Raw genomic sequence first — 16544 nt, 5'->3', positions numbered from 1 at the left:
ATGAAAAACTGGAAAACAAGTGCAGAATCAATCCTCACCACCGGCCCGGTTGTACCGGTTATCGTGGTAAAAAAACTGGAACACGCGGTGCCGATGGCAAAAGCGTTGGTTTCTGGTGGGGTGCGCGTTCTGGAAGTGACTCTGCGTACCGAGTGTGCAGTTGACGCTATCCGTGCTATCGCCAAAGAAGTGCCTGAAGCGATTGTGGGTGCCGGTACGGTGCTGAATCCACAGCAGCTTGCAGAAGTCACCGAAGCGGGTGCACAGTTCGCAATTAGCCCGGGTCTGACCGAGCCGCTGCTGAAAGCTGCTACCGAAGGGACTATTCCTCTGATTCCGGGGATCAGCACTGTTTCCGAACTGATGCTGGGTATGGACTACGGTTTGAAAGAGTTCAAATTCTTCCCGGCTGAAGCTAACGGCGGCGTGAAAGCCCTGCAGGCGATCGCGGGTCCGTTCTCCCAGGTCCGTTTCTGCCCGACAGGTGGTATTTCTCCGGCTAACTACCGTGACTACCTGGCGCTGAAAAGCGTGCTCTGCATCGGTGGTTCCTGGCTGGTTCCGGCAGATGCGCTGGAAGCGGGCGATTACGACCGCATTACTAAGCTGGCGCGTGAAGCTGTAGAAGGCGCTAAGCTATAAAAGTCAAAATGCCCGATCGTGAATCGGGCATTTTTGTAGCGTTTTTCGCCGGGGTTAAGCTTGTACTTTTACCTGTGCTGCGGCGTGCTTTGCGCGCTCAATCGCTTCATCAACACTCTCAGCGGTCGCCAGCGCTACACCCAGACGACGGCTGCCATCAATTTCCGGCTTACCAAATAAACGAATCTGCAAACCTGCCCCTACGGCATTCTGCACATTATCAAACGTGACATTCTGACTGGTCAGTTGTGGCAGGATAACGGCAGAAGCTGCAGGGCCATACTGGCGGATCCCGCCAACCGGAAGTCCGAGGAAAGCACGCACATGCAGGGCAAATTCCGAGAGATCCTGAGAAATTAACGTCACCATCCCGGTGTCATGCGGGCGAGGGGAGACCTCACTGAAAATCACCTCATCACCACAGACAAACAGCTCGACACCAAACAGACCATAACCGCCCAGTGCCAGTACTACTTTGCGGGCAATCTCCTGCGCACGTTTCAGAGCCAGCTGACTCATTTGCTGCGGTTGCCAGGATTCACGATAGTCGCCATCTTCCTGGCGATGACCTACCGGTGCACAGAAATGGACGCCATCCACTGCGCTGACGGTTAGCAGGGTAATTTCGAAGTCAAACTTAACGACGCCTTCAACAATCACGCGGCCCGCTCCGGCGCGTCCACCTTGCTGAGCGTATTCCCACGCATGTGTAAGCTGCTCGGCGGAACGAATAAACGTCTGCCCTTTGCCGGAAGAGCTCATTACCGGTTTAACTATGCAGGGATAGCCAATAGCGGCAACTGCTTCGCGGAAAAGACTTTCACTATCGGCAAAACGATAAGTTGAAGTGGGTAGCTGCAGTTCTTCTGCCGCCAGGCGACGGATACCCTCGCGATTCATCGTTAATTTCGTTGCGCGAGCGCAGGGGACAACATTCCGTCCTTCCTTTTCAAGCTGGATCAGCATATCGGTGGCAATAGCTTCGATCTCCGGCACGATATAATGTGGTTTTTCCAGTTCAACCACACGGCGTAATGCATCACCATCAAGCATATTAATGACATGGGAGCGATGCGCGACATGCATGGCTGGTGCGTCGGCATAGCGATCGACGGCAATCACCTCGACACCGAGACGCTGACACTCGATTGCCACTTCTTTACCCAGTTCACCGGAGCCTAATAACATCACGCGAGTTGCTGCCGGACGCAGCGCAGTGCCTAATAACGTCATAACGAATATCCCCTGATTAATTCCGCGCGCAGTATAAACGAAAACGTTTGCGCGTGTCTTTATTGTTGCTGTTGATTTCCCAATCGAGAAGAAATATACTGTATAAAATCACAGTTATTATGAGAGGCTGCAAATGGCGGTTGAAGTTAAATACGTAGTCATTCGTGAGGGCGAAGAGAAAATGTCGTTTACCAGCAAAAAGGAAGCCGATGCTTATGACAAAATGCTTGATACGGCGGATCTGCTTGACACCTGGCTGACAAATTCTCCAGTGCAAATGGAAGACGAGCAACGTGAAGCCCTTTCGCTATGGCTGGCAGAACAAAAAGATGTGCTGAGCACCATTCTGAAAACCGGCAAATTACCGTCCCCACAGGTCGTCGGTGCTGAATCCGAAGAGGAAGATGCCTCACACGCGGCCTGAAGCAACTTGCGCTCCTGACAATTTGTACCATGCTTTCTCCTGAATCATTGTGCTATGGAGAAAAACATGAAAAAAAGAGGGGCGTTTTTAGGGCTGTTGTTGGTTTCTGCCTGCGCATCAGTTTTCGCTGCCAATAATGAAACCAGCAAGTCGGTCACTTTCCCAAAGTGTGAAGGTCTGGATGCTGCCGGAATTGCCGCGAGCGTAAAACGTGATTATCAACAAAATCGCGTGGCGCGCTGGGCAGATGATCAAAAAATTGTCGGTCAGGCCGATCCTGTGGCATGGGTCAGTTTGCAGGACATTCAGGGTAAAGATGATAAATGGTCAGTACCGCTAACCGTGCGTGGTAAAAGTGCCGATATTCATTACCAGGTCAGCGTGGACTGCAAAGCGGGAATGGCGGAATATCAGCGGCGTTAATGGCCTCTGATAATTCGATTGACCGTCGGCGGATGCGGCGCGAGTGCCTGGTCCGCCCTATAAGGCACTTCAATCGTAGGCCTGGGAAGACGCAACAGTGTCGCATCGGGCAATCAGCATCAAACAATGCCACTCAAAACGTCAAATTACGTTCACCTAAAATACCCTTATCACCTGATATACAGTGAACACCTTACCTGGCGCGAATTTCTTTGAATAACGGCCTGCCGACCGGCTTATTTGCGCATCTTTTGTCTCGATATACATTTTCTGACATCCTCATCCGCTATGCTACAGGCACTAAAAATGGTTATTGAGGAGCAAATATGGCTAACTGGTTAAATCAACTGCAATCCCTGCTTGGGCAAAGCAGTTCTTCTACCTCCTCGTCTGCGGATCAGGGATTGGGCAAACTTTTAGTGCCTGGCGCATTAGGCGGACTGGCTGGGCTGCTGGTCGCAAATAAATCAGCACGTAAACTTCTTACGAAATATGGCACCAACGCGTTGCTGCTTGGCGGCGGAGCGGTAGCGGGTACGGTGCTGTGGAATAAATACAAAGATAAAATTCGCGCGGCGCATCAGGACGAACCGCAGTTTGGCGCGCAAAGTACGCCGCTGGATGAGCGTACGGCACGTTTGATCCTTGCGCTGGTCTTTGCCGCTAAAAGTGATGGTCATATTGATGCCAAAGAACGTGCGGCAATCGACCAGCAATTGCGTGAAGCCGGCGTGGAAGAGCAGGGGCGTGTACTCATTGAGCAGGCAATAGAACAACCGCTGGATCCACAACGCCTGGCTACCGGGGTTCGTAATGAAGAAGAGGCGCTGGAAATCTATTTCCTGAGCTGCGCGGCTATTGATATTGACCATTTTATGGAACGCAGTTACCTGAATGCCCTGGGTGACGCGCTGAAAATCCCCCAGGATGTTCGTGAAGGTATTGAACGCGATCTCGAACAGCAAAAACGTACTTTGGCGGAATAATTCCGCTCTCTGGATAGCCTGAAGTTGACTATTTCGGGCTATCCAGAACCGCACAGCCATTTGAACAGGCTGATCTTCTCTGTCTGCATAACATTCGAAATCCGCGCCATTACCTGTCATCATCTAAGCAATGACTCCCCTGTTTCGCTTGCATCCCCGGTGAGTTTTGCCACCCTTATAAGATGTTTCAACCAGAAAGAACAATAACATGCTACCAAAAGCCGCTCGCATTCCCCACGCCATGACGCTTCATGGCGATACGCGCATCGATAATTACTACTGGCTGCGGGACGATACGCGTTCTCAGCCGGAAGTCCTGGACTACCTGCAGCAAGAAAATAGTTACGGTCATCGGGTGATGGCCTCGCAACAAGCCTTACAGGATCGCATCTTAAAGGAAATCATCGACCGCATTCCGCAAAGAGAAGTTTCTGCTCCCTACATCAAAAATGGCTACCGCTATCGGCATATTTATGAACCAGGCTGTGAATATGCTATCTACCAGCGTCAATCGGCGTTCAGCGAAGAGTGGGATGAGTGGGAAACATTGCTCGATGCCAACAAGCGCGCGGCGCACAGTGAGTTTTATTCGATGGGCGGAATGGCGATTACGCCCGATAACACCATTATGGCACTGGCAGAAGATTTTCTTTCCCGACGCCAGTACGGCATTCGTTTTCGTAATCTGGAAACAGGTAACTGGTATCCGGAACTGCTGGATAACGTTGAACCCAGCTTTGTCTGGGCAAATGATTCCTGGACTTTCTACTATGTTCGCAAGCATCCGGTGACGCTGCTTCCTTATCAGGTCTGGCGTCACGCCATCGGTACGCCAGCATCGCAGGATAAACTGATCTACGAAGAAAAAGACGATACCTATTACGTCAGCCTGCATAAAACGACCTCGAAGCACTATGTAGTCATTCATCTGGCCAGCGCCACCACCAGTGAAGTTCGCCTGCTGGACGCGGAAATGGCCGATGCCGAGCCGTTTGTTTTTCTGCCGCGACGCAAAGATCACGAATACAGCCTTGATCACTACCAGCATCGGTTTTATCTGCGTTCCAACCGCCACGGCAAAAACTTTGGCTTATACCGTACCCGTATGCGTGATGAGCAACGGTGGGAAGAGTTAATTCCGCCACGCGATAACGTCATGCTTGAAGGCTTTACGCTGTTTACCGATTGGCTGGTGGTAGAAGAGCGTCAGCGCGGGTTAACCAGTTTGCGCCAAATTAACCGCAAGACTCGGGAAGTCATCGGCATTGCCTTTGATGATCCGGCCTATGTGACCTGGATTGCCTACAATCCAGAACCTGAAACCGCGCGATTGCGTTATGGTTATTCTTCCATGACCACACCAGATACTTTGTTTGAACTGGATATGGATACCGGTGAGCGTCGTGTATTAAAACAAACGGAAGTTCCCGGTTTTGATGCGGCGAATTACCGCAGTGAACACCTGTGGATAGTCGCCCGTGATGGCGTCGAAGTCCCGGTTTCGCTGGTTTATCATCGCAAACATTTTCGCAAAGGACACAACCCGCTACTGGTGTATGGCTACGGTTCTTACGGCGCAAGTATTGATGCCGATTTCAGTTTTAGCCGCTTGAGTTTGTTGGATCGTGGATTTGTCTACGCCATTGTCCATGTTCGCGGCGGTGGTGAGCTGGGGCAACAATGGTACGAAGACGGAAAATTTCTGAAGAAGAAAAATACGTTTAATGATTATCTTGATGCCTGCGATGCATTGTTAAAACTGGGCTATGGCTCTCCTTCGCTCTGTTATGCGATGGGCGGGAGTGCGGGGGGCATGTTGATGGGCGTTGCAATTAATCAACGCCCGGAATTGTTCCACGGCGTTATCGCCCAGGTACCGTTTGTTGATGTTGTAACAACAATGCTTGATGAATCAATTCCTCTTACCACCGGCGAATTCGAAGAGTGGGGGAATCCGCAGGATCCGCAATATTACGAGTACATGAAAAGCTACAGCCCCTATGACAACGTCACCGCACAGGCTTATCCGCATTTACTGGTAACGACCGGTTTACACGATTCTCAGGTGCAATATTGGGAACCGGCAAAATGGGTCGCTAAATTGCGCGAGCTGAAAACCGATAACCATCTTTTATTGCTCTGTACCGACATGGACTCAGGCCATGGCGGTAAATCTGGTCGCTTTAAATCGTACGAAGGCGTAGCGATGGAATATGCTTTTCTGGTCGCGCTGGCGCAGGGAACATTACCCGCTAAGCCAGTAGATTAAGTATTTTCCAGATAATGCTTCAGTGTTAAACGCAGCTCCGGGCTCATGCTGTCCAGGTTATTAAATAACCAGCGCAGATAGCCCGGATCGCGTTCGGCAACGTCGGAAACCGCTTTGCCACGGTATTTGCCAAAGGTGAAGGTCGTCATCAACGATGGACGTCCGGTGATATCGGCCATCTGTTCTGCCGTCCAGCCGGAGGTGTTCATAATATCGATAAGCAACGCAGCGGTGATATAACAGTCATACAACGCGCGGTGATGATGCAGGCCCGGCGGCGTCTGTACATTGAGCTTCCGTGTTTTATATAACGCCATATTGCTGTACTTGATCCCTGGCCACAGACGACGGGCCAGTTTCATAGTGCAAATCCACTCACCGGGCATCTCAGGCAGTACGCGGCGGTCAAAGCTGGCGTTGTGCGCGACATACCATTCACTACCGTAATAGTGCGGGATCACATCTTCAATCCACGGTTTATCGGCGACCATGGCTTCGGTGATGCGATGAATCGCCATCGCCTGTGGACTAATAGGACGATCGGGGCGCACCAGGTGGCTCATGGGGTTGACGATTTTTCCGTCAATGACATCAACAGAGGCAATCTCAACGATCCCTCCCTGCAAACCGCAGGTTTCTGTATCGATAATGCGCAACATGGCATGCTCCAGGCCGAAAAAGCCTAGCGTAATGGAATGATATCGCCTTGCCAACCCTGTGATGAACGCTGACCGACTAACAATAATGAACCACGATCGGCGCGAACGATGAGACGACCATGTTCATCCCATAGTGCACTGTTACCACGGGCATTTGCCATCAGCACGGCAATTGAGTACTGATGTGAAAAAAATTGTAAGCGGCGGGTCGACGCCAGCAGGTCGGGTTCCCCCAGACATTGCCCTGTCGTAAATAGTGAACAGGTCGGATCCATATCCATACCTTGCGGTTGTTCATCGACCACCGTGATGGTTCTGGAACGACGGCCCAGACATGCACCATGACTCTGATGGTAGATCCCTGGCGTTTTTCGCCACGGTGCGAACACCGCAATTCCACGAATAAAGCGATCGTTATATTCAACGGGAAGGCCGGCAATGATGGTCATTCGCCAGGTCGTTGCAGCATAACAAAGCGGGTCTAACAGCGAGAGATCGGGTGGGGCAGGAAGGGCACGTCGCGAATAATCACACCCCAGTAAAGAAAGCGATGGAAAAACTAACAGCTGACATTGTTGCCTGGCGGCGGCCCTCACAAACTCCAGATGATGAGCTACCTGTTCGGTCAGTGAGGTTGTACGAGGCTCATATTGCGCTGCTGCAACTTTCCAGAACGACATAATGACTTCCTTTTCAAAATGACTGCAAATTATGGGTGCGGTTTAGAAAATACTCATAATTTAGCAGGCGTTATGTAAGAAAGTGTAACTCTGTATAAGTTTTATTTAAGTTTGGGCTCGTAAGGTAAACGTGACAGATTGACCGAAGCCAAACGGTGGGCGATAAGCCGCTCGCGAAACCAGCTGCGCAAATGTTCAGGCTGTTCACGTTCAACCGCTTCAGCGATCACCGGCATATTGTAGCGTTCTTTAAATGCCACCCCGGCTGCCGCCAAATCGACATTCACTTTATCCATTTCTGTTTGATCCAGTTTAGCCAGATTCTTCAGCATTCTTAATCTCCTCATCATTCGCGGGCAAAAGTTACTAAGAGTGAGCCTGGATGGCAAGCCGGAATTGATGATCCTCGACTCAGACATTAGACAAGGTTATGCTCTGTAAAAAAGTTATTACAAAAAGGAATAGATAATATGACTTCAACTGCACGCTCCCTTCGCTACGCGCTGGCAATCCTGACCACTACGTTGGTGACACCTTCCGTCTGGGCACATGCGCATTTAACGCATCAGTATCCTGCGGCAAACGCGCAAGTGACAGCTGCCCCGCAGGCAATCACTTTAAACTTCTCGGAAGGCGTTGAAACAGGATTCAGTGGTGCAAAAATCACGGGGCCAAAAAACGAAAATATTAAAACATTACCGGCGAAGCGGAATGAGCAGGACCAAAAGCAACTGATTGTTCCACTGGCCGATTCGCTGAAACCCGGAACCTACACCGTTGACTGGCATGTTGTTTCGGTGGACGGGCATAAAACGAAAGGACACTACACCTTTAGCGTGAAATAAATCATGCTGGCGTTTACCTGGATCGCGCTGCGATTTATCCATTTCACCTCGCTGATGCTGGTTTTTGGCTTCGCAATGTACGGTGCCTGGCTGGCCCCCTTAACGATTCGTCGCTTGCTGACGAAGCGTTTTCTGCGTTTACAACAGCACGCTGCCATCTGGAGTTTGATCAGTGCCACTGCAATGCTCGCCGTTCAGGGCGGGTTGATGGGAACGGGATGGTCAGATGTATTTTCGCCAAACATTTGGCAGGCTGTTTTGCAAACGCAGTTTGGTGGCGTCTGGTTATGGCAAATTGTTCTCGCCCTCGTAACGTTGATCGTCGCCCTTATGCAACCGCGGAATATGCCACGTTTGCTGTTTATGCTCACTACCGCGCAATTTATTCTGCTGGCGGGAGTCGGGCATGCGACGCTGAATGAAGGGGTAACGGCGAAAATCCATCAGACTAATCACGCGATTCACCTGATCTGTGCGGCGGCGTGGTTTGGAGGATTACTTCCGGTGCTCTGGTGTATGCAACTCATCAAAGGCCGTTGGCGACACCAGGCTATTCAGGCGCTGATGCGTTTTTCCTGGTGCGGGCATTTTGCGGTGATCGGCGTACTGGCAAGCGGCGTGCTTAATGCATTGTTGATTACCAGATTTCCCCCCACGCTTACGACTTACTGGGGCCAACTCTTATTGCTCAAAGCCATACTGGTGATGATTATGGTGGTCATCGCGCTGGCTAATCGTTATGTTCTTGTACCGCGCATGAGGCAGGATGAAGATCGTGCGGCTCCCTGGTTTGTGTGGATGACTAAACTCGAATGGGCGATAGGTGCGGTAGTGCTGGTGATCATCAGCCTGCTTGCGACTCTCGAACCTTTTTGATGGATTACGAAAATGATGAAAAAAAGTATTCTGGCGTTTCTGTTACTCACCAGTTCTGCAGCGGCGCTGGCGGCACCGCAGGTGATTACCGTCAGTCGTTTTGAAGTGGGTAAAGACAAATGGGCATTTAACCGCGAAGAGGTGATGCTGACATGCCGACCGGGCCATGCGTTGTATGTTATTAATCCGAGTACCCTCGTGCAGTATCCTTTGAACGATATCTCACAAAAGGAAGTCGCCAGCGGGAAGACCAATGCCCAGCCCATTTCGGTGATTCAGATTGATGATCCTAACAATCCAGGTGAAAAAATGAGTCTGGCACCGTTTATAGAGCGAGCTGAAAAACTCTGTTAATTACCTAAAATAGCCTTTTGATTTCCAATAAAAAACCGCCTCAGTTCTTTCACCAGAACAGGCGGTTTTTAACATTTAAGCTGATGACCACCACGCTTTTTATTGACCATTTTGCACGCAAACTGGAAAACCTGGCGTCGTCATCTATTCTTAAAGGGCAAGGCAACTAAGCCTGCATTAATGCCAACTTTTAGCGCACGGCTCTCTCCCAAGAGCCATTTCCCTGGACCGAATACAGGAATCGTGTTCGGTCTCTTTTTATCTGTTAAAAGCCAGAAGCATTCCCTTCGCTGACTTTATAGTCAACCATAACACACACTCTACTGTCTGAGTCCAGCGTTTTTTAACATTCTTGTTAAGATTATGTGATCTTTAGCGCGGGAGGAAAATATTGATGAAACAGCCTGCGCCCGTTTATCAGAGAATTGCGGGTCATCAATGGCGACATATCTGGCTTTCAGGCGATATACACGGTTCTCTTGAGCAGTTGCGCCGCAAATTATGGCATTGTCGTTTTGATCCGTGGCGAGATTTACTTATCTCAGTGGGAGACGTTATCGATCGTGGGCCGCAAAGTTTACGTTGCCTGCAGTTACTGGAACAACATTGGGTTCGTGCGGTAAGAGGCAATCATGAACAGATGGCGATGGATGCGCTGGCATCCCAGCAGATGTCTTTGTGGTTGATGAATGGCGGCGACTGGTTTATTGCGCTGGCAGATAATCAACAGAAACAAGCGAAAACGGCGCTGGAAAAATGTCAGTATTTGCCCTTTATTCTTGAAGTACACAGTCGCACCGGCAAACATGTTATTGCCCATGCCGATTATCCGGATGATGTTTATGAATGGCAAAAGGACGTCGATTTGCATCAGGTCTTGTGGAGCCGCTCACGATTACGTGAAGGCCAAAAAGGGCAGGGAATTACAGGTGCTGATCATTTCTGGTTTGGTCATACACCGTTGCGCCATCGCGTGGATATTGGCAACCTACATTATATTGATACCGGTGCTGTCTTTGGGGGAGAACTGACTCTTGTGCAATTGCAATAATTAAAAATCACCGTACTCCTGTGCAGGTCGCCAGAAACCATCTATAAAATCCTCAATCGGAAAACAACCGCCATGGCGGATCCGTTGATCGCTCATAGAATAAAGACACTGTTGTTCCGTGTTGTAGACATCCACAACAATATCTTCACAACCGCCATCCAGGTAGCAAACAAAAAGTACCAGCGCGAACATTTCATCCCCGAAGTGTGGTGCCGTACCGTTAAGTTTAGGAGAGATTTTACAACGGGGGAATAACCAGGACAAATAACCCGCCATGCCGACGGGTTCTTTTTGGATCAGGCAAGACGCATAATCCAGGCATCAGATTGTTGATCGTAACGGGTACGGTAAAGGACAGAGTGTTCGCCATTTAGCAGGGCAGGGATACTGGTTTCAGCATCCCAGGCATCCAGTTGCATACATAAATCGGGGTCTGATTTACAAGGAATGGTTAACGTTCGATCACCCGGCGATTCGCCGTGTAATTCGCCGTCGTCGATTTCAAAAGCGCCTATGCGCACACTGGTTTTCATCTTCGTGCTCTCCATTTAGCTGCCGGTTGTGGTACGACCAGTCCGATCGCACCATTTTTCAGCCTAGTTGAGGCAGCCGAATGTGCCAGTCAAAAAGTGCGCTTTTTTTGTGCGCTGTCAGGCGTTACCTGTAAAAAGTTTCCCGTCCCGCACCAGTTCACGCGGGTAGCTGTTTTTCAGTCGCGAACCAATCCGTTTGGCTAAACCAATCGGCTGATGCTGGAAAGTAACCAATACATCATCCGCTACTGGCGCGGCTTGCGGGTAAACATCGCGCCCGCGATACCATTCTTCCGCTTCCTGCGGTGTCAGTTCAAAAGCGTTCACATTGTCGGGGGAGGCAAGGGCAATAACCGCTTCATGCTGCCAGCGATAACCTTTGTTATGTGTTTCGGCAAGTTTAATCCCCAACCGAGAAAATCGGACTTTACCGATCAAGGCTTCAATGCCCACCGGGAACAACCACAGTTCTTTGTCGCGTTGCCAGAGTCGCAGGTTTCCATCCCAGTTTAAGCCAACACTTGCAGCCGCCTGACGAATTTGACCGGCTTCGCGATCTTTCACCGGGCTAAACGGAAAATTGCCCACTTTGTATTTTGGGGCGGGTAAGACGGGGATCGCCTGAGTTTTACGCAGACGAGCAACGAAGAAGCCTTCGCAGTCGTAAATTTGTGGGAAAACATGCAAAAAGCCTTCTTCGGTCAGCGCCTTATTTGCACCAGGGAAGAGATCGCCAAGCGGTATAAACTCTACTGCGTCGGGGTAAGTCTCTTTCAGCCACCGGCAGACGGCTTCATTTTCTTCCTGGTTTAAGGTACAGGTCGAGTAAATCAGCGTACCGCCAGGGCGTAATGCATGAAAGGCGCTGTCGATCAGTTCCCGTTGGGTAGCTGCGATTTCCTGATTGCTTTCTGGTGACCAGTTTTTTAGCGCATCGGGATCTTTACGCACCACGCCTTCGCCGGAGCAGGGAGCGTCCAGCAAAATGGCATCGAACATTTCTGGCACTGCCGCACCAAATACACGGCCATCAAAATGCGTGAGCGCAACATTACGGATGCCACAGCGGCTGATATTGGCATGTAACACTTTTACCCGACTGGCGGAAAACTCATTGGCAAGGATCGCCCCTTCGTTATTCATCCGCGCGGCAATTTGCGTCGTTTTGGAGCCGGGCGCGGCAGCGACATCCATCACCCGCTGTGGTGCATTACCGTCAGCAAACAAGGCGGCGACGGGCAACATTGAACTGGCTTCCTGAATATAAAACAGGCCACTTAAATGCTCGGCGGTACTACCCAATGGCAAGGCATCTTCATCGTCGCGTTCAATCCAGAAACCTTCTTCACACCACGGAATTGGCGTAAGCGTCCAGCCATAAGGGGCGGTTAATTGCAGGAAATCAGCAACGGAGATTTTCAGCGTATTAACGCGAATACTGCGGCGCAACGGGCGCTGACAGGCGGCAAGAAAATCATCAAATGAGAGCGTCGAAGGCATTGCTTCGCGCATTTGTGTCAGAAAGGCGTCCGGGAAATAAACGGTGTGTTGGGCCACGAGCATGTACCACTGGCAAAAAAACAGGCGCGCAGTTTAGCATAAACGCTCCGGCGCAGGCACGCCGGAGCAGTGGGCATTATTTGGGAAGCGCTGTTCCCCATTCACGCCACTCTTTCGGTTCACTTTCCTGCAACAGGAAGTGCTTGCCTTCCTGGGCTTTCGGTGCCAGCGGCGTACCCGGAGGCGTAGCGAAGGCGATGCCGCCACGGATAAACTGGTTAAAGGTGCCGGTTTTCACGACGCCGCCCGTCAGACCAAAGTCCAGACTGTAACCCGATGCCAACCAGAAGACGGAATTGTTACGCACCAGGTGTTGATAGCGTTTACTGATGCGCATCGCAATCATCACGCGATCTGACAATGTCCCCAGCGTCATTCCGGTAACCGTACCGACTTCCAGACCACGGAACAGCACAGGCGTACCGATGCCTAACGAACCGGCTTCCGGCGCTTCAACAATAATGCTTAAGCCATCCAGGTAACGCGAATCAGTTATGGTGGCCTCTTGTAATTCAAAGTCGCGGCGAGGATTGCCCCGGCCTGGTTCGACGTTGATATACGGCTGGAGGATAGTATCAAGATGCTCAACGCCAGCTGCCGAAATTTGCGGTGTGACCACTGAGAAGCGTGTACCACCGCGTGCAAAGGTCTGGACATATTCCGGATAGAGTACCGCCTTTGCCTGTACTTCATTGCGCGCGGTAATCAGATCCAGCGTCTGGATTTGCCCGATATCAATACCGAGATAGCGAATTGGCATCCCGACCGCCAGTTTTCCGGCATCGAAAGCGTGAAGCGTAATTTGCCCGCCAACCGCACGGGCCGCTGTTTCGGAAGCATACAGAATACGCTTGTCGCCTTTACGCTGACTGGCGCTGGCACCGCTGAGGTTATCGAAGCTAATAGCTCCCTTTAATGCTCTGGAGAGCGGGGATGCCTGTACAGTCAGACCACTACCATTTAGCTGAACTTTCGCCCCACCTTCTGCCCAGAACACGCTGTTGCTGGTCAGAAGGTTGCGATACTCCGGCTTAATATGCAGATCGATATCAAACGCGTTAGCTCGCGGACGCACAGTAATAACTTCACCAACTTCAAATTTACGGTACAGTACTACCGATCCTGCCTGCACATCTGGCAATGTCTCTGCACTCAAACTCACGGTTGTGGTGGGCAAATCGCTAAGGCTGTTCTCCAGTGCTTTTTCCAGATTGGCATACAGCGGATAGCTGGGTTTCATTGCGCCTTTATCACCAGGAAGAATGCGGATCCCGCCGTTGATCCATTCTGAGGCGCTGGCTCCGAGAAACTCGACGCCGTCCAGCCCCACTTTCACGTCGACACGACTGTTGACGACAAATTTGCTATCGCCTTTTACCAGGTCGCGATGCTGAGGCTCGATGGCGACGGTAAAGGTGACGCCTTTGCTGGTGAGTTTACGATCGATAACCTGGCCTACCTGCACGCCGTGAAGAATGAGCGGCTGACCAGCATCAATGCCGTAACTTTCTGGTGCTGTCAGGGTCAGCGTCAGAACATCTGGCTCATGGAGCAGGGCTTTTTCGCCAGGAACAACAATAAACTCTTTACGTGGCTCACCGTCGCCCGGCACCAATTCGAAGGTTTTGCCGGTCAGCAGGGCACTGAGATTAGCATCGCTAAGGGATAATTTTGGATTACGTAATTCGATGCGGGTATTTTCCCGTAACAGCGTTACGACGCTGGGATCAACGGTCATTTCTCCGGTGACTTTACCGCCAGGATTTAAATCCAGTTTAGTCAGTTGTCCAACTTCCAGCCCCTGATACATTAACGGTGTAGAGTCGGCGGTTAATCCAGCACCGCTCGGCAGTTCCAGTTTTATTATTACGCCACGCTGGCTATGGGCCAGATCTTCATACAGACCAAAGGTATCTTCCGCCTCGGCAGGTTTCGACTCTTCAGGTGAATCGAAGGCAATCGCACCGTTAACCAGTGCCGCCAGACTTTCCAGTTTCACCTTCGCACCACTGATACTGACGTTGGCATCAACGCCAGAAACGTTCCAGAAACGGCTACCTTTTTTCACCAGATCGGTAAAACGCCGCTCAATCAGGACATCTATCACCACACCTTGTTTATTGGGATTGATGGCATAGTCGTAGACTTTACCCACCGGGATCTTGCGGAAATAGACCAGTGAACCACTGTTCAGTGAACCGAGATCGGGGGCTTGCAGGTGGATCATCAGATCGCCATTATCCAGCCGATATTTCGGTTGGGTATCGAGTGCGACAAAGTGATCCTGCTCTTTACCTTTACCCGGCATCATGCCGATATAGTTACCCCCGACGAGGGCGTCCAGCCCGGAGACTCCTGCCAGCGAGGCTTTTGGCGTCACCAGCCAGAACTGTGTCTCCTCGCGCAGCGCATCTTTCATATCGGACTTGATGCTGACTTTGACTTCAATCTTACGAAGATCGTCGCTCAGGCTGATATCTTGCACTGTTCCGACCTCAACGCCCTGATAACGAACAGGTGTGCGGCCCGGGACAATACCATCCGCCGACATAAAGTCGATGGTGACGGTATTACCCCGATCCTGATAACTGTCCCAAATCAGCCAACCGGCAATCATAAGCGCGATGAACGGCAGCAGCCAGAAAGGTGAGATACGGCGTTTATTTTTAATCTGCGCTTCAGTCGTCGAAGCGGGCGTTTCCTGACTCATGTGCATCCCAAAGTAAGCGGCTGTCCAGCCATTCCACAGCAAGAATAGTCAAAATTACCGCTGCGCCGAAATAAAACGCAGCCGGTCCCATAGTAAAAGCGAGGATCTGATCGCGATTAATTAGCGACATGGTTAAAGATATGACAAACAGGTCGAGCATCGACCAGCGACCGATCCAGGCCACCATCCGCAGTAACAGAATCCGTGTGCGTAAACCTTGCTGGCATTTAAAATGAATGCTCAACAGTAAAGTGAACATGACGATCACTTTGGTAAATGGCACCAGAATACTGGCGATAAACACGATTCCGGCGACCGCAATGTTGCTACTTGCCAGCGACATAATCCCGGAAAGGATCGTATCTTCCTGCCGCCCACCATTCAGATAAATGATAGAAATAGGTAACAGGTTGGCAGGTAACAACAACACGATTGATGCTAACAGCGCCGCCCAGCACTTTTGCAGACTATGACGGCGACGCAGGCGTAGCGGGATATGGCAACGCGGGCAGCGACCACGCTGATCGGGATAGCCGGTAAAATGGCATCCCAGGCAGACACGAAGTTTCTCGTCCCTACGCGTAGCGGGGCGCTGTGGATAAAATCGCGCCCACAGTTCCTCGACATTAAGATGTGACAACGTCACCGTGGTCAATATCACTAATGCAACAAAAGAGAACAGACCAATACCCGCCTGAATGTGCGCATAATCCTGCACCTTTATAGAAGCAACGCCAATACCGACCAGATAGATGTCCAGCATCACCCACTCTTTCAATCGCTCAAGCATCAGCAGTACCGGGCGTAGATTCATTCCCAGTCGGTTACCAAACCATAAATAAGCTATGGAGGTCACCAGAATAAGGGGGGCACCAATAACGCAAAAAAAGACCATCGCCCCCGTTATTGCATCGCCCTGTTTGGTCATTTGCCAGATGCCTTGCATGACATTGGCGTCAATACGAATACCTAACAGCCAGATATGCAACAGCGGTTCGCCCCAGGCAAACGGCATCAGCAACAGCATAGCGAACGCCATTGCCGCCAGGCGCGTCAGCGACCAGTCGCGCCCGTCACGAATTTTTGCCTGACAGCGCGGACAATAGGCACTTTGATGAGAGTTTATCTCGGGTAGGCTAAACAGCATGTCACATTGCGGGCAACGTTGGTAATCACCACGCGGCAGTTCCTCGCCAATTGCCCTCACTGTTATCTTTTTTGTCGGCGTAATTTGTGGTGTGTTAAGAGCCATGACGTGCCAAATGTAATAAGAATTAACATTAATCTTAACCCATGATG

Annotated in this window: 18 protein-coding genes; 9 read left to right on the top strand and 9 right to left on the bottom strand. The window is 50.8% G+C overall.

Annotated elements, in window-relative coordinates; all coding sequences use genetic code 11:
• Positions 1-642 (top strand): bifunctional 4-hydroxy-2-oxoglutarate aldolase/2-dehydro-3-deoxy-phosphogluconate aldolase, encoded by a 642-nt coding sequence (gene kdgA / locus QUF14_RS11105; RefSeq protein WP_000800525.1) that lies wholly within the window; start codon positions 1-3, stop codon positions 640-642.
• A gap of 54 nt (positions 643-696) precedes the next feature.
• Here the strand turns inward: kdgA and purT are convergent, their stop codons facing one another.
• Complete coding sequence (purT, locus tag QUF14_RS11100; RefSeq protein WP_000173500.1) at positions 697-1875, bottom strand: formate-dependent phosphoribosylglycinamide formyltransferase; 1179 nt, start codon at positions 1873-1875, stop codon at positions 697-699.
• A gap of 133 nt (positions 1876-2008) precedes the next feature.
• Between purT and yebG the strand changes: the two genes are divergently transcribed.
• The 4 genes from yebG (at position 2009) to ptrB (ending at position 5977) form a co-directional block, all read left to right on the top strand.
• A complete protein-coding gene (gene yebG, locus QUF14_RS11095) occupies positions 2009-2299 on the top strand; it encodes a DNA damage-inducible protein YebG (RefSeq protein ID WP_000257738.1) in 291 nt (96 codons plus the stop codon).
• A 66-nt stretch (positions 2300-2365) separates the two neighbouring features.
• Positions 2366-2722 (top strand): protein YebF, encoded by a 357-nt coding sequence (yebF, locus tag QUF14_RS11090; protein WP_001295500.1) that lies wholly within the window; start codon positions 2366-2368, stop codon positions 2720-2722.
• A 326-nt stretch (positions 2723-3048) separates the two neighbouring features.
• The gene (locus QUF14_RS11085; RefSeq protein WP_000024743.1) at positions 3049-3708 is read left to right on the top strand and encodes a tellurite resistance TerB family protein; all 660 of its coding nucleotides are present in this window, start codon (positions 3049-3051) and stop codon (positions 3706-3708) included.
• A gap of 208 nt (positions 3709-3916) precedes the next feature.
• On the top strand, positions 3917-5977 hold the full coding sequence (gene ptrB / locus QUF14_RS11080; protein WP_000936957.1) for an oligopeptidase B: 2061 nt from the start codon (positions 3917-3919) through the stop codon (positions 5975-5977).
• Here ptrB and exoX read toward each other — a convergent pair.
• The 3 genes from exoX to holE form a co-directional block, all read right to left on the bottom strand.
• A complete protein-coding gene (exoX, locus tag QUF14_RS11075) occupies positions 5974-6636 on the bottom strand; it encodes an exodeoxyribonuclease X (RefSeq protein ID WP_000944256.1) in 663 nt (220 codons plus the stop codon). The two genes, ptrB and exoX, sit on opposite strands and share 4 nt — an antisense overlap.
• A gap of 23 nt (positions 6637-6659) precedes the next feature.
• Entirely contained in the window at positions 6660-7316 is a 657-nt protein-coding gene (yobB, locus tag QUF14_RS11070; protein ID WP_000011674.1) for a carbon-nitrogen hydrolase family protein YobB, read from the bottom strand.
• Between the two features lie 101 nt (positions 7317-7417).
• On the bottom strand, positions 7418-7648 hold the full coding sequence (gene holE, locus QUF14_RS11065; RefSeq protein WP_000916763.1) for a DNA polymerase III subunit theta: 231 nt from the start codon (positions 7646-7648) through the stop codon (positions 7418-7420).
• Between the two features lie 138 nt (positions 7649-7786).
• Here holE and yobA point away from each other — a divergent pair, with 138 nt between their 5' ends.
• The 4 genes from yobA to pphA all read left to right on the top strand — a co-directional run bounded on the left by yobA (position 7787) and on the right by pphA (position 10442).
• The gene (gene yobA, locus QUF14_RS11060) at positions 7787-8161 is read left to right on the top strand and encodes a CopC domain-containing protein YobA (RefSeq protein WP_000204701.1); all 375 of its coding nucleotides are present in this window, start codon (positions 7787-7789) and stop codon (positions 8159-8161) included.
• A 3-nt stretch (positions 8162-8164) separates the two neighbouring features.
• Positions 8165-9037 carry a copper homeostasis membrane protein CopD gene (copD, locus tag QUF14_RS11055; protein WP_100733791.1) on the top strand — a complete coding sequence of 291 codons (873 nt, stop codon included), beginning with the start codon at positions 8165-8167 and terminating at the stop codon, positions 9035-9037.
• A 12-nt stretch (positions 9038-9049) separates the two neighbouring features.
• Positions 9050-9391, top strand: coding sequence for a YebY family protein (locus QUF14_RS11050; RefSeq protein WP_000976468.1), 342 nt, complete (start codon positions 9050-9052; stop codon positions 9389-9391).
• A gap of 394 nt (positions 9392-9785) precedes the next feature.
• A complete protein-coding gene (gene pphA, locus QUF14_RS11045) occupies positions 9786-10442 on the top strand; it encodes a protein-serine/threonine phosphatase (RefSeq protein ID WP_000812751.1) in 657 nt (218 codons plus the stop codon).
• On the opposite strand, the gene QUF14_RS11040 is transcribed toward pphA, so the two are convergent.
• The 5 genes from QUF14_RS11040 to yebS form a co-directional block, all read right to left on the bottom strand.
• Positions 10443-10634, bottom strand: coding sequence for a YdfD/YebW family protein (locus tag QUF14_RS11040; protein ID WP_001296140.1), 192 nt, complete (start codon positions 10632-10634; stop codon positions 10443-10445).
• 104 nt (positions 10635-10738) lie between these two features.
• Positions 10739-10975 (bottom strand): YebV family protein, encoded by a 237-nt coding sequence (locus QUF14_RS11035; protein ID WP_001295499.1) that lies wholly within the window; start codon positions 10973-10975, stop codon positions 10739-10741.
• 117 nt (positions 10976-11092) lie between these two features.
• Positions 11093-12532 carry a 16S rRNA (cytosine(1407)-C(5))-methyltransferase RsmF gene (rsmF, locus tag QUF14_RS11030; RefSeq protein WP_024212059.1) on the bottom strand — a complete coding sequence of 480 codons (1440 nt, stop codon included), beginning with the start codon at positions 12530-12532 and terminating at the stop codon, positions 11093-11095.
• Between the two features lie 79 nt (positions 12533-12611).
• Complete coding sequence (gene yebT / locus QUF14_RS11025; RefSeq protein ID WP_002432104.1) at positions 12612-15245, bottom strand: lipid-binding membrane homeostasis protein YebT; 2634 nt, start codon at positions 15243-15245, stop codon at positions 12612-12614.
• A complete protein-coding gene (yebS, locus tag QUF14_RS11020; RefSeq protein WP_024212060.1) occupies positions 15214-16497 on the bottom strand; it encodes a membrane integrity lipid transport subunit YebS in 1284 nt (427 codons plus the stop codon). The genes yebT and yebS overlap by 32 nt, the downstream gene beginning before the upstream one ends.
• Between the last annotated feature and the right edge of the window lie 47 nt (positions 16498-16544).

It is taken from the genome of Escherichia sp. HH091_1A (assembly GCF_030295175.1).
Lineage (GTDB): Bacteria > Pseudomonadota > Gammaproteobacteria > Enterobacterales > Enterobacteriaceae > Escherichia > Escherichia coli_F.
The sequence above is the reverse complement of the archived record's forward strand: the minus strand, read 5'-3'. Positions and strand labels throughout refer to the sequence as shown.

Coding starts and splice junctions, on each gene's coding strand:
- kdgA (WP_000800525.1), top strand. CDS start 1: ATGAAAAACTGGAAAACAAGTGCAGAATCAATCCTCACCACCGGCCCG.
- purT (WP_000173500.1), bottom strand. CDS start 1,875: ATGACGTTATTAGGCACTGCGCTGCGTCCGGCAGCAACTCGCGTGATG.
- yebG (WP_000257738.1), top strand. CDS start 2,009: ATGGCGGTTGAAGTTAAATACGTAGTCATTCGTGAGGGCGAAGAGAAA.
- yebF (WP_001295500.1), top strand. CDS start 2,366: ATGAAAAAAAGAGGGGCGTTTTTAGGGCTGTTGTTGGTTTCTGCCTGC.
- QUF14_RS11085 (WP_000024743.1), top strand. CDS start 3,049: ATGGCTAACTGGTTAAATCAACTGCAATCCCTGCTTGGGCAAAGCAGT.
- ptrB (WP_000936957.1), top strand. CDS start 3,917: ATGCTACCAAAAGCCGCTCGCATTCCCCACGCCATGACGCTTCATGGC.
- exoX (WP_000944256.1), bottom strand. CDS start 6,636: ATGTTGCGCATTATCGATACAGAAACCTGCGGTTTGCAGGGAGGGATC.
- yobB (WP_000011674.1), bottom strand. CDS start 7,316: ATGTCGTTCTGGAAAGTTGCAGCAGCGCAATATGAGCCTCGTACAACC.
- holE (WP_000916763.1), bottom strand. CDS start 7,648: ATGCTGAAGAATCTGGCTAAACTGGATCAAACAGAAATGGATAAAGTG.
- yobA (WP_000204701.1), top strand. CDS start 7,787: ATGACTTCAACTGCACGCTCCCTTCGCTACGCGCTGGCAATCCTGACC.
- copD (WP_100733791.1), top strand. CDS start 8,165: ATGCTGGCGTTTACCTGGATCGCGCTGCGATTTATCCATTTCACCTCG.
- QUF14_RS11050 (WP_000976468.1), top strand. CDS start 9,050: ATGATGAAAAAAAGTATTCTGGCGTTTCTGTTACTCACCAGTTCTGCA.
- pphA (WP_000812751.1), top strand. CDS start 9,786: ATGAAACAGCCTGCGCCCGTTTATCAGAGAATTGCGGGTCATCAATGG.
- QUF14_RS11040 (WP_001296140.1), bottom strand. CDS start 10,634: ATGTTCGCGCTGGTACTTTTTGTTTGCTACCTGGATGGCGGTTGTGAA.
- QUF14_RS11035 (WP_001295499.1), bottom strand. CDS start 10,975: ATGAAAACCAGTGTGCGCATAGGCGCTTTTGAAATCGACGACGGCGAA.
- yebT (WP_002432104.1), bottom strand. CDS start 15,245: ATGAGTCAGGAAACGCCCGCTTCGACGACTGAAGCGCAGATTAAAAAT.
- yebS (WP_024212060.1), bottom strand. CDS start 16,497: ATGGCTCTTAACACACCACAAATTACGCCGACAAAAAAGATAACAGTG.